Genomic DNA, 22,708 nt, shown 5'->3' on the forward strand with positions numbered 1-22,708 from the left:
GGTCCGGGGCGGGGCCCCGGTCTTCGGCCCGCACCCGGACACCCGACCCCGCACGGAACGGCGGGGCCGGGGCCGAGCGGCGGTTACGCCGCGAGGTGGGCGCGGACCTCGGCGGCGGCCTCGTCCCCGTACGCCTTCGTGAAGCGCTCCATGAAGTGGGCCCGGGCCAGGGTGTACTCCTGGGTGCCGAGCGTCTCGATGACCAGCGTCGCCAGCATGCAGCCCAGCTGGGCGGCGCGCTCCAGGCCGACGCCCCAGCTCAGCCCGGTCAGGAACCCGGCGCGGAACGCGTCGCCGACACCCGTCGGGTCGACCTTCGCGTTCTCCTCGGGGCAGCCGACCACGATCGGGTCCTCGCCCGCGCGCTCGATCCGCACGCCCTGCGATCCCAGCGTGGTCACCCGCGTGCCGACCTTCGCCAGGATCTCCGCGTCCGTCCAGCCCGACTTCGACTCGATGAGGCCCTTCTCGTACTCGTTCGAGAAGAGGTACGTCGCGCCCTCCATCAGGGTGCGGATGTTGTCGCCGTCCATCCGGGCGATCTGCTGCGAGAAGTCGGCGGCGAAGGGGATCGCGCGCGTGCGGCACTCTTCCGTGTGGCGCAGCATCGCCTCGGGGTCGTCCGCACCGATCAGGACCAGGTCCAGCCCGCCCACCCGGTCGGCGACGGACTTCAGCTCGATCAGGCGGGCCTCGCTCATCGCGCCCGTGTAGAAGGAGCCGATCTGGTTGTGGTCGGAGTCCGTGGTGCACACGAAGCGCGCGGTGTGCAGGACCTCGGAGATCCGGACGGACTCGGTGTCGACGCCGTGCCGGTCCAGCCAGGCGCGGTACTCGTCGAAGTCGGAGCCGGCGGCTCCGACCAGGACCGGGCGGCTGCCGAGCTGCCCCATTCCGAAGCAGATGTTCGGGCCGACACCGCCCCGCCGGACGTCGAGGTTGTCGACGAGGAAGGAGAGGGAGACCGTGTGCAGCTGGTCCGCGACCAGCTGGTCGGCGAATCGGCCGGGGAAGGTCATGAGGTGGTCGGTGGCGATGGAGCCGGTGACTGCGATGCGCACGGCGTGGACGCTCCTGCGGAGGACGGCAAGGGGACAGTCAAAACTACCCGGTCGAGGGCCCCGGGCCGAACGGCCGAAACTACCCCGTAGTAGCTCTTTCTTCACGAGAGGCACGGTGCCTACGGTGCCTCCATGACCTATACCGACGACTTCGGCTACTCCGAGTACACCCCCGACGCGCGCGTGGCGGAAGGCGCTCGGCGGCCCGGCTTCGCACGTCTGCTGGGCGACTGCGCCCGGATGGCCCCGCACTGGGCGGTCCCGGCGGGCCCGCGCCCGGTCCGCGTGGCGCCCTCGCAGATCCACGGGATCAGCGTCCCGCCGGCCTCGGCACGGCTGATCGCCGCCACCGCCGCGTACGGGGACCAGTAAGGGACGGGAATACGGGAACCGGTTGCGCGTCTGTTCCGTCACACCCGCATCAGGCAGGACGGAACAGGTAAAGGAGCGATGCGGTGACCAGCGAAGAACCCGGCACATCACGCGGCACACGACGGCGGCCGTCCTGGGCCATCGGCTCGATCGCGGCCGCCGTCCTGCTGACCGGCGGCGGTACCGCGTACTGGGCGTCCACCGCCTACGGGGACGCGTCGGGCGACCGTACGAAGAGCAGCGCGGCCTCGGCGCCCCGCGACGCGGGCAGTCCCACGGGGCCCGGCATCGCGCCCGGGGAGCCCGACCCGTCCGGGAACGGTGTGGTCTACCGGGCCGACGTCCCGCTTCCGGAGGCGCCGGCGTCCGCACCCGGCTACACCGCGTCCGGGGAGGTCTCCTCGGCCGAGGTGGCCCGCCTCGCGGCGGCCCTCGGGATCCCGGGCGAGCCGCGGCTGAACGGGGACGTCTGGGTGGCCGGGGAGGCCGCCGACGGCTCCGGGCCCCGGCTCACGGTGACCCGTACGGCCCCGGGGACCTGGAACTTCAACCGCTTCCAGGTTCAGGGCAACGGCGCCGGGGACAACTGCGTGCGCGGCAAGGACACCTGCGGCCCCGCCACCCTGCCCAAGGACGCGGGGAACGCGGGTTCCGGCAAGCCGGTGTCCGAGGAGGCCGCCAAGGCGGCCGCGAGCCCGGTGCTGGCCGCCGTCGGCCAGGAGGGGGCGAAGCTCGACGCCCGGCTCACCCAGGACGCGGTGCGGGTGGTGACCGCGGACCCGGTGATCGGCGGGCTCCCCACCCAGGGGTGGTCCACCAAGGTGAGCGTGGCCGGCGACGCGTCGGTGGTGGCGGGCAGCGGCGAGCTGAAGGCCCCGGTACGGGCGGCCGACCAGCAGGTGGTCGGCGCCGTGGAGGCGCTGGCCCGGCTGAACGCGAAGTCGGGCGGTTCGGACGGAACCGGCACCGGCCCCAGCGGCTGCGCGACCTCGGTCCCGCTGGATCCGGACAACCCGGTGGGGCCCACGGACACGCCGCCGTGCAACCCGGAGCCGCGGCCGATGAAGCCGCCGCGCACGGAGACGGTCAAGGGCGCCGTGCTCGGCCTGGTCCCCGGGACGGTGGACGGGGCGCGCGGTCTGGTCCCGGCCTGGCTCTTCGAGGTGGCGGGTCAGGGCGGCGCCCCCGGCCACACGGTGGCCCAGCCGGCCGCCGCGCAGGAGACCACCCCCGGCCCGAAGAACGGCCGTACGGTGCCCGGATTCTCGTACGCGCAGGCCGACCGGAAGCTGACGGTGAACTTCTGGGGCAGCGTGTGCAGCACTTACGCGCTGGAGGCCCGTGAGGAGGCTTCATCGGTCCTGGTGAAGATCACGGACACCCCGAACCAGCCCGGCCAGGCGTGCATCATGCTCGCCCAGGAGATGTCTGCGACGGCCACGCTCCAGCAGCCGCTGGGCGACCGGAAGGTGATCGACGCCACCACGGGCAAGCCGCTCCCCCGGCAGTAGTTCCGCGCAGATGCGGCGAGGGCCCGCTTCCGGTCGGATGTGACCGGAGGCGGGCCCTCGTCGTGCGGCTTGGCCGGCTTAGCTGAACGAGTCGCCGCAGGCGCAGGAGCCGGTGGCGTTCGGGTTGTCGATCGTGAAGCCCTGCTTCTCGATGGTGTCGACGAAGTCGATCGAGGCGCCGTGCAGGTACGGGGAGCTCATCCGGTCGGTGACGACCTTCACACCGTCGAAGTCCTTCACGACGTCGCCGTCGAGCGAGCGCTCGTCGAAGAAGAGCTGGTAGCGCAGGCCGGAGCAGCCACCGGGCTGGACGGCGACGCGCAGCGCCAGGTCATCGCGGCCTTCCTGCTCCAGCAGGGTCCTGACCTTCTCGGCGGCGGCGTCGGACAGGAGGATGCCGTCGCTCACAGTGGTCTTGTCGTCCTGTACGGACATCTGCATTCACTCCCGAAGTGGGCGGCTCCCCGCCGGAGGCAGGGAAACGTCGGACTCTTGCCGTCGGTGGCAACGAGCGGGACCGCGGATTCATTCCGGGACCCGACGCTTGTTTCAGATATTCATGCTCGCACACCGCGGGACGGGCGGGCCGGCGCATCGACGGGCTGATGCGTCACATTGACACTATCGGCATCGTCAAACTGACGTGAAGAGGTTATGATAGATAGCGTCAAATAGACGAGAAGTCGTAGCGATACCTCCAGAAGTCCCCTTGTCGCAGAACAGAAAGGGTGCGTGTCGTGACCACCGCCCAGCCTTTGGACGTCCAGCCGACGCCCCTTGCCCTGCTGCTGCTCGGCCGCGAGGCCGACCCCAAGAGCGAGCGCGGGGTGGAGTGCCCCGGCGACCTTCCCTCGCCGTCGGACCCGGACCTCGTGGCGCGTGCCCGCGCGGCCAAGGAGAAGCTCGGGGACAAGGTCTTCATCCTGGGCCACCACTACCAGCGTGACGAGGTCATCGAGTTCGCCGACGTCACCGGCGACTCCTTCAAGCTGGCCAAGGACGCGGCCGCCAAGCCGGAGGCCGAGTACATCGTCTTCTGCGGCGTGCACTTCATGGCCGAGTCCGCGGACATCCTGACCTCGGACGACCAGAAGGTCGTCCTGCCGGACCTGGCCGCCGGCTGCTCGATGGCCGACATGGCCACCGCCGAGCAGGTCGCGGAGTGCTGGGACGTGCTGACCGAGGCCGGTGTCGCCGGTGCGACGGTCCCCGTCTCGTACATGAACTCCTCCGCCGACATCAAGGCCTTCACCGGCAAGCACGGCGGCACGATCTGTACGTCGTCCAACGCGAAGAAGGCCCTGGAGTGGGCCTTCGAGCAGGGCGAGAAGGTGCTGTTCCTCCCGGACCAGCACCTGGGCCGCAACACCGCCGTCCGCGACATGGGCATGTCCCTGGACGACTGCGTGCTCTACAACCCGCACAAGCCGAACGGCGGCCTGACCGTCGAGCAGCTGCGGAACGCCAAGATGATCCTGTGGCGCGGGCACTGCTCGGTCCACGGCCGGTTCTCGGTCGACTCGGTCAACGACGTCCGCGCCCGCATCCCCGGCGTGAACGTCCTGGTGCACCCCGAGTGCAAGCACGAGGTCGTCGCGGCCGCGGACTACGTCGGCTCGACGGAGTACATCATCAAGGCGCTGGAGGCGGCCCCGGCCGGCTCCAAGTGGGCCATCGGCACCGAGCTGAACCTGGTCCGCCGCCTGGCGAACCGTTTCGCCGCGGAGGACAAGGAGGTCGTCTTCCTCGACAAGACGGTCTGCTTCTGCTCGACGATGAACCGCATCGACCTCCCCCACCTGGTGTGGACCCTGGAGTCCCTGGCCGAGGGCAACCTCGTCAACCAGATCCAGGTCGACAAGGAGACCGAGAGCTTCGCGAAGCTCGCGCTGGAGCGGATGCTCGCGCTGCCGTAGTCCGCGGCGCCGCTTCCCCCTCCGTGTGACGCCCGAAGGGCCGCCCTCCGAACAGGAGGGCGGCCCTTCGGCCTTGGTGCACGCGGTCCTGCGGTCCTGCAGTCCCGCGGTTACGCCGTCAGACGCCGGCCGGCGTCTCCGCGTCCGAGGACTCCTGCGGGGCCGGGGCCACCGTCAGGCGGGCCTGGCGCTTGGCCGCCTTCTTCGCGCGGCGTCGCTCCTTGCGGAGTTCCACCATCGTGTAGAGGGTCGGCACCAGCAGGAGCGTCAGCAGGGTCGAGCTGACCAGGCCGCCGATCACCACGACCGCGAGCGGCTGGGAGATGAAGCCGCCCTCCCCGGTGACGCCCAGCGCCATCGGGAGCAGCGCGAAGATCGTCGCCAGGGCCGTCATCAGGATCGGGCGGAGGCGGTGCCGGCCGCCCTCGATGACCGCTTCGACGACGCCCAGCCCCTGGGCGCGGTACTGGTTGACCAGGTCGATCAGGACGATCGCGTTGGTCACGACGATGCCGATGAGCATCAGCATGCCGATCATCGCCGGGACGCCCATCGGGGTGCCGGTGGCGATCAGCAGGCCGAGCGCGCCGGTCGCCGCGAACGGGATGGAGACCAGCAGGATCAGCGGCTGGATCAGCGAGCGGAACGTCGCGACCAGCAGCATGAACACGATCGCGATGGCCGCGAGCATGGCCAGGCCGAGCGAGCCGAAGGCCTCGTCCTGGTCCTCCGAGACGCCGCCGATGGAGGCCGTGGCGCCCTCCGGCAGGTCAAGGGCCTTCAGCTTCGTCTGGAGCTCGGAGCTGACCGCGCCCGTGTTGTCGCCGACCGGCTTCGCGGTGACGGTGGCGGCGCGGGCGCCGTCGATCCGGGTCATCGCGACCGGTCCGGGGACCACCTTGACCTCGGCGACGTCGCCGAGCTTGAGCGGGCCGACGGGCAGGGCCTGCAGCTGCGCCAGGGTGGTGGCCGGCTGCGCGGACTTGATGACGATGTCCCGTTCGGTGTTGTCCAGGACGGCCTTGCCCGCCGGGTTGCCCCGTACGGCCTGCGCGACGATTGCGCCGAGCGCGGCCTGGTTCAGGCCGGCGTCCGCCGCCTTGGGGGTGGCGGTCACCGAGATCCGGGGCACGGACTGGGAGAGGTCGCTCTGGACGTCGGTGACGTTCTTCAGCGTGGCCACCTCGGCCCGCACCTGCTCGGCGGCCTTGGCGAGGACCTCGCCGTCACCGGCCTTGACGACCACGCTGAGGTTCTGGTTGCCGAAGCCGTCGCCCGCCGCGATGCGGGTCTCGCCGATGCCGTCGAGCGCGGCCAGCTTGCCCTCGATCTGCTTCTTCACGGTCGAAGCCTTGCCGGAGTCCTTCAGGGTGACCTGGTACGAGGCCTGGTTGGAGCCCGTACCGCCGCCGAAGGCCGCGAGGAAGCCGGAGGAGCCGACGGTGACCTGGTAGCTCTTGACGCCCTCGACCTGGGCCAGCGCTGCCTCGACCTTGCGGCTCGCCTCGTCGGAGGCGGCCAGCGAGGTGCCGGGGGCCAGCTCCTGCTTGACGGTCAGGACTTCCTGCTCGCCCTGGTCGAAGAAGTTGGTCTTCAGCAGCGGGGTCATCCCGAAGGTGCCGACGAGGACGGCGACCGCGATCGCCACACTGGTCAGACGACGCCGCGTGGCGAAGCCCAGGACGCGGACGTAGAGCTTCTGCAGGCGGCTGCGCGCCTCCTTCTCCTCCGCCTCGCGCCGCGCCCGGGCGGCGCTCTCGGCGTCCCCGGCGCTCACGCCCTTCGGGGTGCTCATGAACCAGTACGAGAGCACCGGCACGACGGTGAGGGAGACGAGCAGCGAGGCCAGCAGGGAGGCGGTGACGGTGAGCGAGAAGGAGCCGAAGAGCTCACCGATCATGCCGCCGGTGAGGCCGATCGGCAAGAAGACGGCGACGGTGGTGAGCGTGGACGAGGTGACCGCGCCCGCCACCTCCTTGACGGCGGTGAGGATGGCCTGTTCGCGCTCCTCGCCGTAGCCGAGGTGGCGCTTGATGTTCTCCAGGACCACGATCGAGTCGTCGACGACACGGCCGATGGCGATGGTGAGCGCACCCAGCGTCAGCATGTTGAGCGACAGGTCGCGGGTCCAGAGCACGATGAGCGCGAGGACGACGGACAGCGGGATGGAGACCGCGGTGACCAGCGTCGAGCGCAGCGAGCCCAGGAAGACCAGGATCACGATCACCGCGAAGAGCAGGCCGAGCAGGCCCTCGGTGGTGAGGCTGGAGATGGACTTGGCGACGGCCGGGCCCTGGTCGCTGACGACGGTCAGGTCGGCGCCGGAGCCGAGGGTGGAACGCAGCTCGGGGAGCTTGTCCTTGACGGCGTCCGAGATGGCGACGGCGCTGCCGTCCTTGTCCATGGTGAGGACGAGGGCGAGGCTGGGCTTGCCGTTGGTCCGGGTGATGGAGACGGCCTTGGCGGCCTCCTGCTTCACGGTGGCGACGTCGCCGAGCCGGACCGCCGGCTTGCCCGGTGCGGGGCTCAGGCGCAGGTCCTCCACCTGGGCGAGGGAGGTGTAGCCGGCGCCGACGCGGACGGTCCGGTTCTTGCCCTCCTCGTCGAAGGAGCCGGCCGGCACGGTCGCGCCGCCCGCCTGGAGGCCCTGGGCGAGGGCGGCGCCGTCGAGGCCTGCGGCCGCGAGCTTGGCGTTGTCGGGGGTGACGGTGACCTGGAGGTCCTGGACGCCGTCGACGGTGACCTGGCCGACGCCCTCGATGTCCGAGAGGACGGGGACGACGGAGCGCTCCAGCTGGTCGGCGAGGGCCTGCTGGTCCTTGCCGGAGGTGACGGCGAGGATGACGGTCGGGATGTCGTCGGTTGAACCGGCCACCACCTGCGGGTCCACCTCGGCGGGCAGCCGGACGCGGGCCCGGTTGACGGCCTGCTGGACGTCGGCGACGAGCTGCTTGGTGCCGCTGTCGCCGTAGTCGAAGGTGGCCATGATGAGGGCGTTGCCCTCGCTGGCGGTGGAGGTGACGCCGGTGATGCCGTCGACGCCCTTGAGCATGGCCTCGATCGGTTCGACGACCTGCTTCTCCACCACGTCGGGCGAGGCGCCCTGGTACGGCGCGAGCACGGAGACCATCGGGAGTTCGATGGAGGGCAGCAGCTGCTGCTTGAGCTGCGGGATGGCTATGGCGCCGAAGAGGAGCGCGACGATCGACACGAGGCCGATCAACGCCCTTTGGGCAAGGCTGAAGCGGGACAGCCAGGACATGGGTATGAGATCTCTCTGCAGTGGCGAACGCGAGGGCCGTTTCAGCCTTTCGTACGCCGCGGCGCGATTGCGTCGCTCGCAGGTCCCGTCCTTATCTGCGGCATACCGCGTCCGCAGTACGCAGCACTACTCCGTACTGATCCGTATCGCTCCCTACCTTCGCCCGCTACTCCGCGCGCGGCCGGACCAGTCCCGATTCGTAGGCGATGACCACCAATTGGGCACGGTCGCGGGCACCGAGCTTGGCCATGGCCCGGTTCACGTGGGTCTTGACGGTGAGGGGGCTGACTTCCAGCCGTCCGGCGATCCCGTCGTTGGACAGCCCCGCGGCGACGTGTACGAGGACCTCTCGCTCCCGGACGGTCAGCGCGGCGAGCCGCTGCGCGTGCGAGCCGGCGCCGGCCCCGGCGGCGGCCGGGTCCGCGCCGCCGCCCTGGGCGAGGAAGGTGGCGATGAGCCCCTTGGTGGCGGCCGGGGAGAGCAGGGCCTCACCGGCGTGCGCGACTCGGATGGCATTGAGGAGGTCCTCCGGCTCGGCGCCCTTGCCGAGGAAGCCGGAGGCACCGGCCCGCAGGGCGGCGGCGACGTACTCGTCGACCTCGAAGGTCGTCAGCATCACCACGCGCACGGCGGCGAGTTCCGGATCGCGGCTGATCATGCGGGTGGCGGCGAGCCCGTCGGTGCCGGGCATCCGGATGTCCATGAGTACGACGTCGGCGCGCGTCCGCCGGGCGAGCTCGTAGGCCTGCGCCCCGTCGGAGGCCTCCCCGACGACTTCCATGTCGGGCTCGGAGTCCACGAGCACCTTGAAGGCGCTGCGCAGCAGAGCCTGGTCGTCTGCGAGCAGGACCTTGATCGGTGCGCCGGGCGCCGCGGGGGTCTGGTCCGTCGGAGTGTGGTCCACGGGGTGAGGGTACGCGGGCCCGTGCGGCCGGGCCGGGTCAGCCCAGGGCGAGGACGATCAGCGCGGTGGTCGCGGAGACCTCGGCCAGGGCTCCGAAGACGTCGCCGGTGACCCCGTCGAAGCGCCGGACGCAGCGGCGCAGCAGCAGTTCTGCGGCGAGCAGGGCGGCCAGGACGGCGGCCGCGTGCCGGCCGGCGGCCGGCAGGCCCAGCGGGAGGGCGGCCGTGGCGGCCAGCGCCACGGTCAGGGCCGCGATCGCGGCGGCCGCGGCGCGCGGGACCACCCCGGCGACCGCCGCGCCGAGTCCCTCGGGGCGGGCGGGCGGGACCCCTTCGCGGGAGGCGAGGGTCATGGCGAGGCGGGCGGTCACGGCGGCGGTCACGGCGGCGAGGGCGCCGCGGATCCAGCTGTCGGCGTACACCTCGGACAGGGCGGCCACCTGCACCAGCATCGTGATCACCAGGGCCACGACGCCGAAGGGGCCGATGTCGGACTGCTTCATGATGCGCAGCGCGTCCTCGGCCGGTTTGGCGCTGCCCAGGCCGTCCGCCGTGTCGGCGAGTCCGTCCAGGTGCAGACCGCGGGTCAGCGCGGCCGGTACGGCGACGGTGACGGCGGCGGCGAGCAGCGGTCCCGCGCCGAGGGCGAGCAGGAGCACCCCGGGCACGGTGGCGAGCACGCCTACGACCAGCCCGGCGAGCGGGGCGCAGGCCATGCCGGTGCGTGCGGCGGGGCGGTCCCACCGGGTGATGCGGGCGGGCAGCACGGTCAGGGTGCCGAACGCGAAGCGGACGCCGTCGGGGAACGAGGCGCGTTCCGGGGGCGGCGTCAGGATCGGATCATCGAACGAATCTGTCATCGGCGCGAACGCTACCCGCTCACCACTGGCGGTAAATTACCCATTACGTTCCAAACAGGGAGTCAGTGGGATGGGTCACTGGTGGTATCGGAACATCGTCGAACCGGGGAAGCTGCCCATGCTGCTCGCCCTGCTCTCGTTCGTGACGTCGTTCCTGGTCACCCGCGTGATCACCCGCCTGATCCGGGCCGGGCGGGGGCCGTTCAAGAACGTCACCCCCGGCGGCGTGCACATCCACCACGTGGTGCCCGGGGTGATCCTGGTGATCATCGGCGGTTTCGGGGCGATCGGCACCGGCGGGTACGGCTTCGGCGCGATGGTCTCCGCCGTGATCTTCGGGCTGGGGGCGGGCCTGGTGCTGGACGAGTTCGCGCTGATCCTGCACCTCGACGACGTCTACTGGAGCGAGCAGGGCCGCAAGAGCGTGGAGATCGTGGTCCTGACGGCCGCGCTGGTGGCCCTGGTCCTGGGCGGCTTCCTGCCCTTCGGGGTGAACGAGCTGACGCCCGACGAGCGGCAGAGCCGCGGGCTGGTCGTCATGAACACCGCCACCAACTTCTTCCTCGCCCTGATCGCCCTGTGGAAGGGCAAGGCGCGGACCGCGATCTTCGGCACGGTGGTCCCCCTGGTGGCGCTGGTCGGCGCGATCCGGCTGGCCAGGCCCGGGTCCCCGTACGCCAAGAGGTTCTACGCGAATCGCCCGCACGCCCGGGCCAAGGCCGGTCTGCGCGCCTTCCACCACGACCGGCGCTGGGCCGGGCCGCGCCGCAGGTTCGAGAACTTCATCGGCGGTACCCCCGACCCGGAGCGGGCGGCGGCCGTGGAGAAGCCGCCCGGGCAGTGAGGACGCGGTACGACGGCGGGCCCGCCCCCGGAAAGGGGCGGGCCCGCCGTCGTACCGCACTCGGCCGCTCGCCGAGGCAGCCGGTCAGCCCGGGATCAGGCCGTCGTCGCTGAGCATCTCCCTGACCTCGTCGAGGCTCGCGTCCGGGGCGGGCAGGATCAGCTCGGAGGGCTCCAGCGCGTCGTCGGGCAGCGGCACTCCGAGCCGCCGTACGGCTTCGAGCAGCGCGCCAAGCGTGCGCCGGAAGGCCTCCTCGTCGCCGCTCTCCATCTCCGCGAGCAGGTCGTCGTCCAGCTTGTTGAGCTCGGCGAAGTGACTGTCGGCCAGCTTCACCTGGCCTTCCCCCATGATGCGGACAATCATGACGGACCCCGTCCTACTGCTTGTCGAAGCGGTGCTGGGTCTGGGGCTGCTGGCCGGAGCCCTGGGCGCCACCCTCGATGGCCTGCTGCTGCGCGGACGGGCCGCCCGCCAGCTCGGCCTTCATCCGCTGGAGCTCCAGCTCCACGTCCGTACCGCCCGACAGGCGGTCCAGCTCGGTCTGGATGTCGTCCCTCGCCAGACCGGACTGGTCGTCCAGGGCCCCGGAGGCCAGCAGTTCGTCGATCGCGCCGGCGCGGGCCTGGAGCTGGGCGGTCTTGTCCTCGGCGCGCTGGATGGCCAGGCCGACGTCGCTCATCTCCTCGGAGATGCCGGAGAAGGACTCCGCGATGCGGGTCTGCGCCTGCGCCGCGGTGTAGGTGGCCTTGATGGTCTCCTTCTTTGTCCGGAAAGCATCCACCTTGGCCTGCAGGCGCTGGGCGGCGAGGGTGAGCTTCTCCTCCTCGCCCTGCAGGGTCTGGTGCTGCACCTCCAGGTCGCTGACCTGCTGCTGGAGCGAGGCACGACGGGAGAGGGCCTCGCGGGCCAGGTCCTCGCGGCCCAGGGCGAGCGCCTTGCGGCCCTGGTCCTCCAGCTTGGCGGACTGCCCCTGGAGCTGGTTCAGCTGCAGTTCCAGACGCTTGCGGGACGTCGCCACGTCGGCGACTCCGCGGCGCACCTTCTGAAGCAGTTCGAGCTGCTTCTGGTACGAGTAGTCGAGGGTCTCGCGCGGGTCCTCGGCCCGGTCCAGGGCCTTGTTCGCCTTCGCGCGGAAGATCATCCCCATACGCTTCATGACACCGCTCATGGGCTTCGCGCGCCCCCTTCTAGACGGACTGTGCTCCAGGTCACCAACAGAACCCACAGTACGGGCCCTGTCTCCATTACCGCACTGTTCGAGTACGGATGCGCTCCTCCTCCAGGACGACTGCGTCCCCGCCGTATCAGGCGTGAGGAGTAGGTGAGCCCCCGACCGGTCGGCCCGGCACCGGGAGCGCGCCCGCGGCACGAACCTTGCAATGGGAAGACGCCCGCCGTTGCCGGATCGTTCCCCGCCGGGGTGGGGCCCATGCCCGCAACCACGTAGGCTTGGGTTTTGTGTTTGGTAGCCGCTCCTCCAAGGAAGAGAAGGCCGCCGCCACCGACAAGGTGAGCGCCGACCTCTCGCAGCCCCGTCATCCGCAGGCCCCGAAGGGCCGCCCTACGCCGAAGCGTGCTGTGGCCCAGTCGCAGCGCAAGGCCGTGGTGGCCTCGACCGGCAACCGCAAGGAGGATGCCAAGCGAGCCCGCGAGCGCCGTCGCGAAGAAATGGCCAAGCAGCGCGAAGCGCTGGCCAACGGCGACGAGCGTTACCTGCCCGCCCGTGACAAGGGCCCCGTCCGCAGGTTCGTCCGCGACTACGTGGACTCCCGCTTCTCGGTCGCTGAGATGTTCCTGCCGCTGGCAGTGATCATCCTGGTGCTGAGCATGGTTCGGGTGCCGTCGATCCAGAACATCGCACTGACCCTGTGGCTCGGCGTGATCGCGCTGATCATCCTCGACTCCATCGGCCTCGTGTTCCGCCTCCGCAAGGCGCTGAACGAGCGCTTCCCGAACGAGCCCCGCCGCGGCGCCGTCGCGTACGGCCTCATGCGCACCCTTCAGATGCGCCGGCTGCGCCTGCCGAAGCCGCAGGTCAAGCGCGGGGAACGACCCTGAGCGGAGGGACGCCCGGAGCGTCGGGGGCGGCGTCGGAGGCGTCGGGGGAAGGTTTTTCCTGGGGAGGCCCGGGGGGAGCCCGTCTGTGGCTGGAGGGCCTGGGCGGACTGCGCAACGCCGTCCGCCAGGAACTCGTGGGCCGGCAGGTCGACGAGCAGATCGCGCACCGCTTCCCCGTGGGGCAGCGGCTGCGCGTGCTCGACGTCGGCATGGGCCAGGGCACCCAGGCGCTGCGCCTCGCCCGCGCCGGGCACAAGGTGACGGGTCTGGAGAAGGACCCGGGGATGCTGGAAGTCGCCCGTGAGGCGCTGGACGCGGAACCCGCCGGGATCCGCGACCGGGTCCGGCTCATGGAGGGCGACGGCCGCGAGACCGGCGCCCACTTCCTGCCGGGCAGCTTCGACGTCGTGCTGTGCCACGGGGTGCTGATGTATGTGCCCGAGCCTGACGCCATGCTCGCCGGGCTCGCCCGGATGCTGGCGCCCGGCGGACTGCTGTCCCTGCTCGTGCGCAACGGCGACGCTCTCGCCATGCGGCCCGGGCTGGGCGGTGACTGGGACGGCACGCTGGCCGCCTTCGACAGCGTCGACTACACGAACCGGCTGGGCCTGGACGTACGGGCCGACCGGCTGGCCGGGCTGACGGCCACGCTGAACGGCATCGGCGCTCCACTGGGCGCCTGGTACGGCGTACGCGTCTTCACGGACGGCACCGAGGCCGGCGAGAGCCTCCCGCCCGAGGACGAGCTGGAGCGGCTGCTGGCCGCCGAGGAACGCGCCGGGCGCACCGACCCCTACCGGAGCGTGGCCGCACTGCTCCACCTGTGCGGCGTACGGGGCTGACCCGCCACCGGCCGCCGGGCACGAACCCGGCGGCCCAGGCCGCGGCTCAGGCCTCCAGGGCCCCGCGCAGGCTCATCGTGTAGAGCTCGGTCCCGGCGTCGTCGGACAGCTTGACCTGCTCGACGCCGCCTTCCAGCAGGTCCTTCCAGTACTCACCGATCCAGGACTCCGCGTCGCCCTGCGTGGTGAACTCCTCCGGTACCACCGACGGGCTCGTCTCGGTGCCTTCGGCCGTCTCGAACCGCCACGTCCACGCCATGTCCGCCTCCGTTGCTCGTCCGCTGCTCGCACGCTTCTCACCTGAGTCTGCCCGCAGAGTAACCGGGCGCGCAGCAGTCTCGGCGACGCGGGAGGATCATCCTGTGGAACTCACTCTGCTCGGCACCGGCACACCCGAAGGCCTGCCCCGCCCCGGCTGTCCCTGTGCGGCCTGCGCGGTCTCCGTCGGCACGCGGGCGCGCGCCGCCACGGCCGTCCTCGTCGACGGGGCCCTGCTGCTCGACCTGACACCCGGGGCGCTGCTGGCCGGCGCCCGGGCCGGGCATTCGCTGGCCGGCGTACGGCAGGTCCTGCTGACCCACCCGCACAACGGGCCCGCCGTGGAGCTGCCGCCCGGGCTGCCGGCCGCGGGGCGGGTGCCGGACGGACGGGAGCTGTCGGTGATCTCCGGGCACCGGGTGCGGGCCGTGCCCATGGACGCGCCGGGCACCGGGTACGAGGTGACCGGCCCGGACGGCGGCCGGCTGCTGTACCTGCCGCCCCGCGGGGCACCCTCGGGAACCGACGGGACCACGGGGCTGCGTCCGTACGACGTGGTCCTCGCCGACGTGCTGGGACGGCCCGAGGCCCTCGCCCGGCTGCGGGCGACCGGCGCGGTGGGCCCGGCCACGGACGTGATCGCCGTCCACATCGACCACGACACCCCGCCGGGCGGGGAGCTGGAACGCCGGTGCGCGGCCGCCGGGGCCCGGGCGGTGCCGGACGCAGCCACCGTGATCGTCGGGGAGCACCACGCGTCGGCGGACCTGCCGCGCCGGACGCTGGTGCTGGGCGGGGCCCGCTCCGGCAAGTCCTTCGAGGCGGAGCGGCGGCTGGAGTCCTTCCCGCAGGTCGTCTACGTGGCGACCGGCGGCACCCGTGACGGTGACTCGGAGTGGGCCCAGCGGGTGGGCCTGCACCGGGAGCGCCGGCCGTCGAGCTGGCGGACGCTGGAGACCTGCGAACTGGTCCCGCTGCTCGCGGAGGAAGGACCGCCGCTGCTGATCGACTGTCTCGCCCTGTGGCTGACGGACGCGATGGACCGGGCCGGAGCCTGGGACGACGCGGAGTGGGCCAGGCACGGGCAGCAGCAGCTGCGCGACCGGGCCGCCGAGCTGGTGGCGGCGCTGCGCGCGACCCGTCGCCGGGTGGTGCTGGTCAGCAACGAGGTGGGCGCGGGGATCGTCCCGGCGACGTCTTCGGGCCGCCGCTTCCGCGACGAGCTGGGCCGCCTCAACAACGCGGTGGCCGGGGAGTGCGAGCACGTGCTCCTCGTCGTCGCGGGGCAGCCGCTCGTACTCAAGGGACAGCCGGGGTGATCCCGTGCCGCCCTCAGGACCCACCGGAGAGCGGACCGGCCTCGCCGCCTTCGCCGGGTGCTGCCTGCTGGGCGGCGGCAACGCGGTGGGGGTCCGGTTCAGCAACCGTGAACTCGACCCGCTGTGGGGCGCGTCGGTGCGGTTCGGGGCGGCCGCGCTCGTGCTGCTGGCGGTCATGGCCGTCATGCGCCTCGCGCTGCCGCGCGGACGCGCGCTGGCCGGCGCCGCGCTGTACGGGGTCCTCAACTTCGGGGTGACCTTGGCGCTGATCTACTACGCGCTGGTCCACGTCCACGCGGGTCTGGGGCAGACGCTGCTGGCCCTGGTTCCGCTGGTGGCGCTGCTGCTGGCGGTGGCGCAGCGTCAGGAACCCTTCCGGAGGTCCGCGCTGCTGGGCACGCTCGTCGCGGTCGCGGGGGTGGCGCTGGCCTCGCGGGCTCCACTGCAGGGCGACGTGCCGGTGCTGTCCCTGCTGGCGCTCCTGGGAGCCGTGGTGTCCTTCGCCGAGGCGACCGTGCTCGTGCACCGCCTGCCGCCGGTCCACCCGGTGACGATGAACGCGGTGGGCATGAGCACCGCGACGGTGCTGCTGCTCGCCGGCTCCCTCGCCGCGGGTGACACCTGGCGGCTGCCGGAGCGGGCGGCCACCTGGTGGGCGCTGGCCTACATGGCCGTGGCGGGCTCGGTGTTGACGTTCGTCTTCTATCTGGTGGTGGTGCGCCGCTGGGGCGCGTCCCGCGCCGCCTACGTCTTCGTCGTCATCCCCGTGGTCACGATCGTGCTCTCGGCCTGGCTCGACGACGAGGAGCTGACGGTGGGTCTGCTGCTGGGCGCGCCCCTCGTGATGGCGGGCGTCCACCTCGGTGCCCTGAGGCCCGGCCGGCGCCGGAACGCCCCCTGAGGGGAGGGCCTCACCGGCTGTACTCTCTGGCAGATGAGCACGCTGAATCTCGACGACTTCTCCGATCTGATCGAGCGCCCCGACGGGGGCGTCCGGCGTGATGCCGAGGAACGCCGTGAGCGGCTGGCCGTACCGCCCGGCGCGCTGGGCCGGCTCGACGATCTCGCCGAGTGGCTCGCCGCCGCGCAGGGGCAGGTGCCGGTCAAGCCGATCGAGCGGCCCCGCGTGGTGCTGTTCGCCGCCGACCACGGGATCGCCGCCGAGGGCGTCTCCGCCCGGACCGCCGGCGCCGCCCACGAGCTGGTGCGGGCCGTGCTCGACGGGGTCAGCCCCGTCTCGATCCTGGCCGGGCGGCTCGGCGCCACCGTGAGGATCGTCGACGCCGGGCTCGACTGCGACCCCGAGCTGCTGCCCGAGGACGTGGTCAGGCACCGCGTCCGGCGCGGCAGCGGCCGGATCGACGTGGAGGACGCGCTCACCGTCGAGGAGGCCCGGGCCGCCCTGGAGCTCGGGATCCGCATCGCCGACGAGGAGGCCGACTCCGGTACGGACCTGGTCGTGCTCGGCGATCTCAGCGTCGGCGGCACCACGGTGGCCGCCACCCTCGTCGCCGCCCTGTGCGGCACCGACGCCTCCGTGGTCACCGGCCGCGGCGGCCTGCCCATCGACGACCTGGCGTGGATGCGCAAGTGCGCGGCGATCCGCGACGCGCTCCGCCGGGCCCGGCCGGTCCTCGGCGACCAGGTCGCGCTGCTGGCCGCGGTCGGCGGCGCCGACCTGGCCGCCATCACCGGTTTCCTGCTCCAGTGCGCGGTGCGCCGTACGCCGGTCATCCTCGACGGCGTCGTCTCGGCGGCCTGCGGTCTGGTGGCCCAGCGGGCCGCGTTCCGTGCTCCCGACTGGTGGCTGGCCGGTCAGGCGAGCGGCGAGCCCGGCCAGGCGAAGGCCTTGGACCGGATGGCACTCAACCCTGTACTCGACCACGGCGTCACAGTGGGCGAAGGTACCGGGGCGTTGCTGGCACTCCCCCTGGTCCAGGCGGCCGCCGCGCTCGCGGCGGAACTCCCGGAACTGGCGGCGCAGGAGCCCGCGGAGTGAGCCACCGGGGTCCGCGGTCCTGACCAGTCCGCGAACCCCGACCAGCCCACTCTGGACAGCGACGCCCCATATGATCGCTTTTTATGGGAGAGGTCCGTTTGACCAGCGCAGAGACCGACTGCGGCACCGTACCGGTGCCCGGACCGGCATCCGGCAGGAAAGAGACCGGCGGCGACCCCGCCGGCAAGGCGGCGGGGGGCGGCCGGGAGACCGGCCGGGGGAGCACCCGCTCGCGGCGCGGGGCCGCGTTCGCGGTGTGGTACCTGCGCGCCGTCACCTTCGTCAACTTCCTCAGCGCGGTGTGGGTTTCGCTCGGGCAGGATCTGCGTAGGCACAACACCGAGAACTTCTACACGCCGTACCTGCTCACGGCCGGCTTCGCCTCCGGGCTGTTCTGCCTGCTGCTGGCGGTCACCATGGGCCGCCGCAAGCGGGCCGCCTGGATCCTGAACCTGGTCCTGGGCGGGATGATGCTGCTCGACTTCGCCCGCGCGGCCTTCGTCCCGTGCGCCGACTGGTCCCCGGGTGACTGCTACCCCGAGTTCCGCGAGCACGCGCAGAACTGGGTCTCCCTGGGCCTGACCGCCGCCTTCGTCGCCGCCCTGCTGCTGGGGCGCCGGGAGTTCTACGCCAAGGGCGACCGCTCCAACCCCGCGCTCGCCACCGTCGTCGCGGCCGTCGGCCTGCTGTTCACCTCCCTGGTCGCGGCGCTGCTCGTCGGCGCCACCAACACCGCCCCCGCCGCCGCCGAGGCCACCTTCCTGACCCGCTGGCGGTACGGCGCGATGCGGCTCATCACCTTGGACCCGGACGCCAAGACCTACGGCAACATCACCACGCCCGGCTGGGTGGACGTGTTCATCAACGTGGTGTCGATGCTGCTGCTGCTCGCCGTGCTGTTCGCCGCCTTCCGTTCGCGCCGCGCCGTCGACCCCCTCTCCGAGGGCGACGAGGAGCGGCTGCGGGCGCTGCTCGCCAGGCAGGGCGACCGCGACTCGCTCGGCTACTTCGCGCTGCGCCGCGAGAAGTCCGTGATCTGGTCCCCCACGGGCAAGGCCGCCGTCACCTACCGCGTCGTCGGCGGGGTCTCGCTGGCCTCCGGCGACCCGATCGGCGACCCCGAGGCCTGGCCCGGCGCCATCGAGCCGTGGCTGGCCGAGGCGCGCGAACACGGCTGGGTGCCCGCCGTGATGGGCGCGAGCGAGGAGGCCGGGCAGATCTACGCCCGGCACGGCCTGGACGCGCTGGAGCTCGGTGACGAGGCGATCGTGGAGACCGCCGAGTTCACTCTGGAGGGCCGCGCCATGCGGACCGTCCGGCAGGCGTACAACCGCGTCAAGCGGGCCGGGTACACCGTCCGCATCCGCCGCCACGCCGACATCCCGGCCGAGGAGATGGACGTCCTCCTCACCCGCGCCGACGACTGGCGCGACGGCGCGACCGAGCGCGGCTTCTCGATGGCACTGGGCCGGCTGGGCGACCCCGGCGACGGCCAGTGCGTGATGCTGGAGTGCACCGACGGCAACGGCGATCTGCGGGCCGTGCTGTCCTTCGTGCCGTGGGGGCCCAAGGGCCTGTCGCTGGACCTGATGCGCCGTGACCGGGACTCCGAGAACGGCTTGATGGAGTTCATGGTCATCGAACTCCTGGAACGCTCCAAGGAGATCGGCGTCACCCAGGTCTCGCTGAACTTCGCGATGTTCCGCTCCGTCTTCGAGCGCGGGTCCCGGCTCGGCGCGGGTCCCGTGCTGCGGATGTGGCGCTCGCTGCTGAGCTTCTTCTCCCGCTGGTGGCAGATCGAGTCCCTCTACCGGGCCAACGCCAAATACCGGCCGATCTGGGAACCGCGGTTCATGCTCTTCGAGAAGAGTTCGGACCTGCTGCGGATCGGAATCGCGGCGGGCCGGGCCGAGGGCTTCCTGGAAGCTCCCGGTCTGCCGAAGTGGCTGCACCGCAGACACCTGGAGACCCGCCGTTGACAGCGTGGCACACCTCCTCGATGCGGCGGTTCGCACGCCGCGAGTGGGGGCCCCTGTTCCGGACCGTCCGGGACGCGCTCGTCCACGAGAAATGGCGCGCGATCCCGATGACCCTCGGTGCGGTCTGCCTGACCTCGGTCTTCCAGATCGTGCAGAACACCCCCTGGGGGTTCCAGCCGGTCCAGAACCTCGGGTCGGTCAAGGCCGTCGACCCGCTGTGGCTGGCCGTGCTGCGGACCCCCCTGTCGCTGTTCGTGCCCGCCCTGGACCTGCCGGTGTGGGGCGCGCTCGCGCAGATCCTGCTCGTCTTCGGCATCTCGGAGATCTGCATCGGCTGGTGGCGCACTCTGGTGATCGGCTACGTCGCCACGCTCGCCGGGACCACCTACGCGCGGATCGGGCTCTCGCTGGGCCCCGACCACCCCTTCGGCCTGCCCGTGTCCGACCGGATCGTCAATGACACCGGGCCCTCGGCGGCGGTGGTCGGCCTCGCCATCTACGTCTGCTGGCGCTACCGGGCGTACGCGACCGGCACCGCGGTGGTCCTGGTGATGATCGGCGAGGTGCTCGTCAAGGACAACCTGGCGGGCAAGGAGCACCTGGCGGCGATCGCCGCCGTGATGGCCGTCTGCGTGGTCCGGACGAAATGGGGGCCGGAGCGCTCCCGGCTGCCGCTGGGCGGCCGCCCGCCGACGCCGCTGGGCACGCGGCCGGGGCGGCGGGGCCGGGGCGGGGCGGTCTGAGCCGGGCGGCCCGAACGGTCCGGCCGGGGCAGGTCGTACGGTATCGGGGTGACGACAGACCTCGGGCGGTTCGCGCCCACCCGGCAGTGGATGCGGGCCCACCCGCTCGCCACCGATGCCGTGCTCGCGTTCGGGGCGTTCGTCTCCATGGTCGTCGGGTCCTTCGCCGATCCGCACGGGCCGCACGGGCCCACCTTCGGGACGCGGACCCCCGAGCCGTTCTCGCTGCTGCTGATGCTGCTCGGCGCGGCCGCCCTGGTGTTCCGGCGCCGACGGCCGCGCACCGTGCTCGCCGTGACCTGCGGGCTCTCGCTGCTGGAGCTGACCACCGGGGAGCCCCGGGCGCCCGTCGCCATGTGCACGGTGATCTCCCTGTACACGGTGGCCGCGTGCACCGACCGGCCCACGACCTGGCGGATCGGGCTGCTCACCATGGCCGGGCTGACGGGCGTGGCGATGCTCGCCGGGCCCCTGCCCTGGTACGCGCAGGAGAACATCGGGATCTTCGCCTGGACCGGGATGGCCGCGGCCGCCGGTGACGCCGTACGCAGCCGGCGGGCCTTCGTCGACGCCATCCGGGAGCGGGCCGAGCGCGCCGAGCGCACCCGGGACGAGGAGGCGCGGCGCCGGGTCGCCGAGGAGCGGCTGCGGATCGCCCGGGACCTGCACGACGTGGTGGCCCACCACATCGCGCTGGTGAACGTTCAGGCGGGGGTGGCCGCGCACGTCATGGACAAACGCCCGGACCAGGCCAAGGAGGCCCTGGCCCACGTACGGGACGCCAGCCGCTCGGCGCTGAACGAGCTGCGGGCGACGGTCGGGCTGCTGCGCCAGTCCGGCGACCCGGAGGCGCCGACCGAGCCCGCGCCCGGACTGGCCGTCCTGGACGAGCTGGTGGACACCTTCCGGCACGCCGGGCTGCCGGTGGAGGTCATCGTCCAGCTGGGGCGCGCGGACGGCCCGCTGCCCGCCGCCGTGGACCTCGCCGCGTACCGGGTGGTCCAGGAGGCGCTGACCAACGTACGCAAGCACGCCGGGCCGGGGGCGCGCGCCGAGGTGAGCGTGGTCCGGGTCGGAACCTCGGTGGAGGTGACGGTGCTGGACGACGGAGGCGCTCCGGCCGCCGACGCGGCGGACTCCGCACCGGAGGCCGACGACAGCGGCGGCCACGGCCTGCTCGGCATGCGCGAGCGCACCGGCGCCCTGGGCGGCTCCTGCTTCGCGGGGCCCCGCTACGGGGGCGGCTACCGGGTGCACGCGATCCTTCCGGTGGGCTAGGTCCTGTCCGCAGGCCTAGGGGCAGGCCTTGCGCCAGGGGCCGAGCTCCGGCTTCTTCTCCATCGAGCTGAACTTCAGCTTGCGCGTGGCGGCGCAGAAGCGGCTCGCCCTGAGCTCGTACTCGACGTGGAAGACCGGCTTCCCGGCCTGGATGAACGGGGTCAGCCGCTCGCACTCCTCGTACTGGACGCACTGCTCGTTGACCGCGAAGTCGAACTCCCCCACCAGCTGGGGGATCTGGTCGAGGTCGTTCTTCAGGCCGACCGCCAGGCCCCGGTCGTGGGCGAGCTTGGCGATCAGCCGGTTGTAGCGCAGCTGGTCTTCGGCGGTCAGCGGGAAGCCCGACTCGTTGGCGTAGCCGTCCATGTTGTCCGGCTCCACCGCGTCGAAGCCCTTGTCCCGGCACATGTCGAACCGCTTGGCCATCAGCTGCTCCAGCTCGGCGAGCCGCCGGACGTCCAGCCAGCGCTCGCCATCCCAGCCGTTGCCCTCGCCGAGCATCGACTCGGGGAACGCGGCGGCGTCCGGGCGGAAGTCCTCCCAGGCGCCGGTGGAGAGGTAGCAGATGGTCCGGCGGCCGACCCGCTTCAGCGTGGCGACCTGCTCCTTGGTCGTGTTGAACCCGTCGACGTCGTACACCGCCGCCCGCACCGAGGTGTCGAGCTTCCCGGTCAGCTGCCATTGCCAGCTGACGCCGGGCGCCGGCTGCCAGCGCTCCCCCGGCGCCGGGGCCGGCGACACGTCGTCGGGCCCCTCGTCGGGCCCCTCGACGGTGCAGGCGGCGAGGAGCAGGAGCGGTACGAGGAACAGCAGCCGCAATCGCGTCCCGGGCTTCATGCCGTGGCCTCCAGGGCGTACGGGAGGGTCCCCCACGGGTGGGCGCCCGTCCCGGGGACCGCGCAGTGCACCGCGGCCCGCCGCTGCTCGGCGAGTTCGGCGGCGGGCGCGCCCGGCGGGACGGCGTAGACGAGGTGGCAGAACCGCTGGGCGGGGTGGTCGGCGGTCCAGGGCGGTACGGGGGCCGCGTCCTTGTACGCGTCCCAGGGGCCCTCGAAGGTGACGAGGAGGTCGGCGAGGCCGGCGTAGCCGGGGTGCGGGTGGACTCCGTGGTTGAGGACGAGGGTACGGGCGCCCGCGGCCCGGGCGGCCACGGCGAGCCGCCCGTAGTGCGCCAGCAGTTCGGGGCCGGCGGCGGCCTGGTCGAGGAAGGCCCCGTCGGTGCCGTACCAGTCGCGGTGGCGCAGCAGGTCGCGCACCACGGCGGCGTGCGGGCGGCGCCCGTAGTCGGTGTCGGTGTAGCCGAGGACGGCCACCCCGGCTGCCCGCAGCCGTTCGGAGACGAGCGCGAACCGCTCGTCGGGGGCGTCGCCCGGCCCGCTGTCGGGGTTGAGCACCACCGAGTGGAGCCGGCCCGCGCAGCGGATGAGCCGCTCCCACTCCTCGGGCCGGTCGGCGGGGTGCTCGTAGAGGGGCACCAGCAGCATGGGGTCCTTCTTCGCGTTC

General features: G+C 72.3%; 22 protein-coding genes. 12 read left to right on the forward strand and 10 right to left on the reverse strand.

Features of this window, described 5'->3' with window-relative positions; translation table 11 throughout:
* Positions 1-83 precede the first annotated feature (83 nt).
* Entirely contained in the window at positions 84-1,061 is a 978-nt protein-coding gene (locus ACFYOB_RS05585; RefSeq protein WP_388554878.1) for a carbohydrate kinase family protein, read from the reverse strand.
* A 132-nt stretch (positions 1,062-1,193) separates the two neighbouring features.
* On the opposite strand from ACFYOB_RS05585, the gene ACFYOB_RS05590 reads away from it, so the two are divergent.
* On the forward strand, positions 1,194-1,433 hold the full coding sequence (locus tag ACFYOB_RS05590; protein ID WP_388554881.1) for a hypothetical protein: 240 nt from the start codon (positions 1,194-1,196) through the stop codon (positions 1,431-1,433).
* An 83-nt stretch (positions 1,434-1,516) separates the two neighbouring features.
* Positions 1,517-2,944 carry a hypothetical protein gene (locus ACFYOB_RS05595; protein WP_388554884.1) on the forward strand — a complete coding sequence of 476 codons (1,428 nt, stop codon included), beginning with the start codon at positions 1,517-1,519 and terminating at the stop codon, positions 2,942-2,944.
* Between the two features lie 78 nt (positions 2,945-3,022).
* Here the strand turns inward: ACFYOB_RS05595 and erpA are convergent, their stop codons facing one another.
* Positions 3,023-3,379 carry an iron-sulfur cluster insertion protein ErpA gene (erpA, locus tag ACFYOB_RS05600; RefSeq protein ID WP_030010511.1) on the reverse strand — a complete coding sequence of 119 codons (357 nt, stop codon included), beginning with the start codon at positions 3,377-3,379 and terminating at the stop codon, positions 3,023-3,025.
* A gap of 293 nt (positions 3,380-3,672) precedes the next feature.
* On the opposite strand from erpA, the gene nadA reads away from it, so the two are divergent.
* Positions 3,673-4,860 (forward strand): quinolinate synthase NadA, encoded by a 1,188-nt coding sequence (nadA, locus tag ACFYOB_RS05605; RefSeq protein WP_388554887.1) that lies wholly within the window; start codon positions 3,673-3,675, stop codon positions 4,858-4,860.
* 118 nt (positions 4,861-4,978) lie between these two features.
* On the opposite strand, the gene ACFYOB_RS05610 is transcribed toward nadA, so the two are convergent.
* The 3 genes from ACFYOB_RS05610 to cobS all read right to left on the reverse strand — a co-directional run bounded on the left by ACFYOB_RS05610 (position 4,979) and on the right by cobS (position 9,885).
* Positions 4,979-8,122, reverse strand: coding sequence for an efflux RND transporter permease subunit (locus tag ACFYOB_RS05610; protein ID WP_388554890.1), 3,144 nt, complete (start codon positions 8,120-8,122; stop codon positions 4,979-4,981).
* Positions 8,123-8,288: 166 nt separating this feature from the next.
* Positions 8,289-9,026 (reverse strand): response regulator, encoded by a 738-nt coding sequence (locus tag ACFYOB_RS05615; protein WP_388554892.1) that lies wholly within the window; start codon positions 9,024-9,026, stop codon positions 8,289-8,291.
* Positions 9,027-9,063: 37 nt separating this feature from the next.
* Positions 9,064-9,885, reverse strand: coding sequence for an adenosylcobinamide-GDP ribazoletransferase (gene cobS, locus ACFYOB_RS05620; RefSeq protein WP_388554894.1), 822 nt, complete (start codon positions 9,883-9,885; stop codon positions 9,064-9,066).
* Positions 9,886-9,955: 70 nt separating this feature from the next.
* Here cobS and ACFYOB_RS05625 point away from each other — a divergent pair, with 70 nt between their 5' ends.
* Positions 9,956-10,729: a hypothetical protein gene (locus ACFYOB_RS05625; RefSeq protein WP_388554896.1), complete on the forward strand. Its 774-nt coding sequence runs from the start codon at positions 9,956-9,958 to the stop codon at positions 10,727-10,729.
* 84 nt (positions 10,730-10,813) lie between these two features.
* Here ACFYOB_RS05625 and ACFYOB_RS05630 read toward each other — a convergent pair whose 3' ends face one another.
* Together ACFYOB_RS05630 and ACFYOB_RS05635 are read right to left on the reverse strand one after the other, a co-directional pair.
* Positions 10,814-11,092, reverse strand: coding sequence for a hypothetical protein (locus ACFYOB_RS05630; protein WP_388554899.1), 279 nt, complete (start codon positions 11,090-11,092; stop codon positions 10,814-10,816).
* A 13-nt stretch (positions 11,093-11,105) separates the two neighbouring features.
* A complete protein-coding gene (locus ACFYOB_RS05635) occupies positions 11,106-11,897 on the reverse strand; it encodes a PspA/IM30 family protein (protein ID WP_388554901.1) in 792 nt (263 codons plus the stop codon).
* Between the two features lie 281 nt (positions 11,898-12,178).
* On the opposite strand from ACFYOB_RS05635, the gene ACFYOB_RS05640 reads away from it, so the two are divergent.
* Positions 12,179-12,787, forward strand: coding sequence for a DUF3043 domain-containing protein (locus tag ACFYOB_RS05640; RefSeq protein WP_388554903.1), 609 nt, complete (start codon positions 12,179-12,181; stop codon positions 12,785-12,787).
* Positions 12,788-12,921: 134 nt separating this feature from the next.
* Positions 12,922-13,629, forward strand: coding sequence for a class I SAM-dependent methyltransferase (locus ACFYOB_RS05645; protein ID WP_388554906.1), 708 nt, complete (start codon positions 12,922-12,924; stop codon positions 13,627-13,629).
* Between the two features lie 46 nt (positions 13,630-13,675).
* Here the strand turns inward: ACFYOB_RS05645 and ACFYOB_RS05650 are convergent, their stop codons facing one another.
* Positions 13,676-13,888: a hypothetical protein gene (locus ACFYOB_RS05650; protein ID WP_388554909.1), complete on the reverse strand. Its 213-nt coding sequence runs from the start codon at positions 13,886-13,888 to the stop codon at positions 13,676-13,678.
* A gap of 103 nt (positions 13,889-13,991) precedes the next feature.
* On the opposite strand from ACFYOB_RS05650, the gene ACFYOB_RS05655 reads away from it, so the two are divergent.
* From ACFYOB_RS05655 to ACFYOB_RS05680, 6 genes are all read left to right on the forward strand, one after another.
* Complete coding sequence (locus tag ACFYOB_RS05655) at positions 13,992-15,206, forward strand: bifunctional adenosylcobinamide kinase/adenosylcobinamide-phosphate guanylyltransferase (protein ID WP_388554912.1); 1,215 nt, start codon at positions 13,992-13,994, stop codon at positions 15,204-15,206.
* 4 nt (positions 15,207-15,210) lie between these two features.
* Positions 15,211-16,107, forward strand: coding sequence for a DMT family transporter (locus ACFYOB_RS05660; RefSeq protein WP_388554915.1), 897 nt, complete (start codon positions 15,211-15,213; stop codon positions 16,105-16,107).
* Positions 16,108-16,140: 33 nt separating this feature from the next.
* The gene (cobT, locus tag ACFYOB_RS05665; protein ID WP_388554919.1) at positions 16,141-17,205 is read left to right on the forward strand and encodes a nicotinate-nucleotide--dimethylbenzimidazole phosphoribosyltransferase; all 1,065 of its coding nucleotides are present in this window, start codon (positions 16,141-16,143) and stop codon (positions 17,203-17,205) included.
* An 83-nt stretch (positions 17,206-17,288) separates the two neighbouring features.
* Entirely contained in the window at positions 17,289-19,184 is a 1,896-nt protein-coding gene (locus ACFYOB_RS05670) for a phosphatidylglycerol lysyltransferase domain-containing protein (protein ID WP_388554922.1), read from the forward strand.
* Between the two features lie 20 nt (positions 19,185-19,204).
* Positions 19,205-19,927 carry a hypothetical protein gene (locus ACFYOB_RS05675; RefSeq protein ID WP_388555592.1) on the forward strand — a complete coding sequence of 241 codons (723 nt, stop codon included), beginning with the start codon at positions 19,205-19,207 and terminating at the stop codon, positions 19,925-19,927.
* 48 nt (positions 19,928-19,975) lie between these two features.
* On the forward strand, positions 19,976-21,205 hold the full coding sequence (locus tag ACFYOB_RS05680) for a sensor histidine kinase (protein WP_388554925.1): 1,230 nt from the start codon (positions 19,976-19,978) through the stop codon (positions 21,203-21,205).
* A 15-nt stretch (positions 21,206-21,220) separates the two neighbouring features.
* Here the strand turns inward: ACFYOB_RS05680 and ACFYOB_RS05685 are convergent, their stop codons facing one another.
* Positions 21,221-22,042 (reverse strand): endo alpha-1,4 polygalactosaminidase, encoded by an 822-nt coding sequence (locus ACFYOB_RS05685; RefSeq protein ID WP_388554928.1) that lies wholly within the window; start codon positions 22,040-22,042, stop codon positions 21,221-21,223.
* A complete protein-coding gene (locus ACFYOB_RS05690; protein ID WP_388555595.1) occupies positions 22,039-22,689 on the reverse strand; it encodes a spherulation-specific family 4 protein in 651 nt (216 codons plus the stop codon). The genes ACFYOB_RS05685 and ACFYOB_RS05690 overlap by 4 nt, the downstream gene beginning before the upstream one ends.
* Positions 22,690-22,708 lie beyond the last annotated feature (19 nt).

Source organism: Streptomyces sp. NPDC006463 (assembly GCF_042870715.1).
In the GTDB taxonomy this organism is placed as follows: domain Bacteria; phylum Actinomycetota; class Actinomycetes; order Streptomycetales; family Streptomycetaceae; genus Streptomyces.

Excerpts from the sequence above, each read along its gene's own strand:
- ACFYOB_RS05590 (WP_388554881.1), top strand. The coding sequence starts at position 1,194 with ATGACCTATACCGACGACTTCGGCTACTCCGAGTACACCCCCGACGCG.
- erpA (WP_030010511.1), bottom strand. The coding sequence starts at position 3,379 with ATGTCCGTACAGGACGACAAGACCACTGTGAGCGACGGCATCCTCCTG.
- ACFYOB_RS05610 (WP_388554890.1), bottom strand. The coding sequence starts at position 8,122 with ATGTCCTGGCTGTCCCGCTTCAGCCTTGCCCAAAGGGCGTTGATCGGC.
- cobS (WP_388554894.1), bottom strand. The coding sequence starts at position 9,885 with ATGACAGATTCGTTCGATGATCCGATCCTGACGCCGCCCCCGGAACGC.
- ACFYOB_RS05625 (WP_388554896.1), top strand. The coding sequence starts at position 9,956 with ATGGGTCACTGGTGGTATCGGAACATCGTCGAACCGGGGAAGCTGCCC.
- ACFYOB_RS05630 (WP_388554899.1), bottom strand. The coding sequence starts at position 11,092 with ATGATTGTCCGCATCATGGGGGAAGGCCAGGTGAAGCTGGCCGACAGT.
- ACFYOB_RS05635 (WP_388554901.1), bottom strand. The coding sequence starts at position 11,897 with ATGAGCGGTGTCATGAAGCGTATGGGGATGATCTTCCGCGCGAAGGCG.
- ACFYOB_RS05650 (WP_388554909.1), bottom strand. The coding sequence starts at position 13,888 with ATGGCGTGGACGTGGCGGTTCGAGACGGCCGAAGGCACCGAGACGAGC.
- cobT (WP_388554919.1), top strand. The coding sequence starts at position 16,141 with ATGAGCACGCTGAATCTCGACGACTTCTCCGATCTGATCGAGCGCCCC.
- ACFYOB_RS05670 (WP_388554922.1), top strand. The coding sequence starts at position 17,289 with ATGGGAGAGGTCCGTTTGACCAGCGCAGAGACCGACTGCGGCACCGTA.
- ACFYOB_RS05675 (WP_388555592.1), top strand. The coding sequence starts at position 19,205 with ATGCGGCGGTTCGCACGCCGCGAGTGGGGGCCCCTGTTCCGGACCGTC.
- ACFYOB_RS05685 (WP_388554928.1), bottom strand. The coding sequence starts at position 22,042 with ATGAAGCCCGGGACGCGATTGCGGCTGCTGTTCCTCGTACCGCTCCTG.
- ACFYOB_RS05690 (WP_388555595.1), bottom strand. The coding sequence starts at position 22,689 with ATGCTGCTGGTGCCCCTCTACGAGCACCCCGCCGACCGGCCCGAGGAG.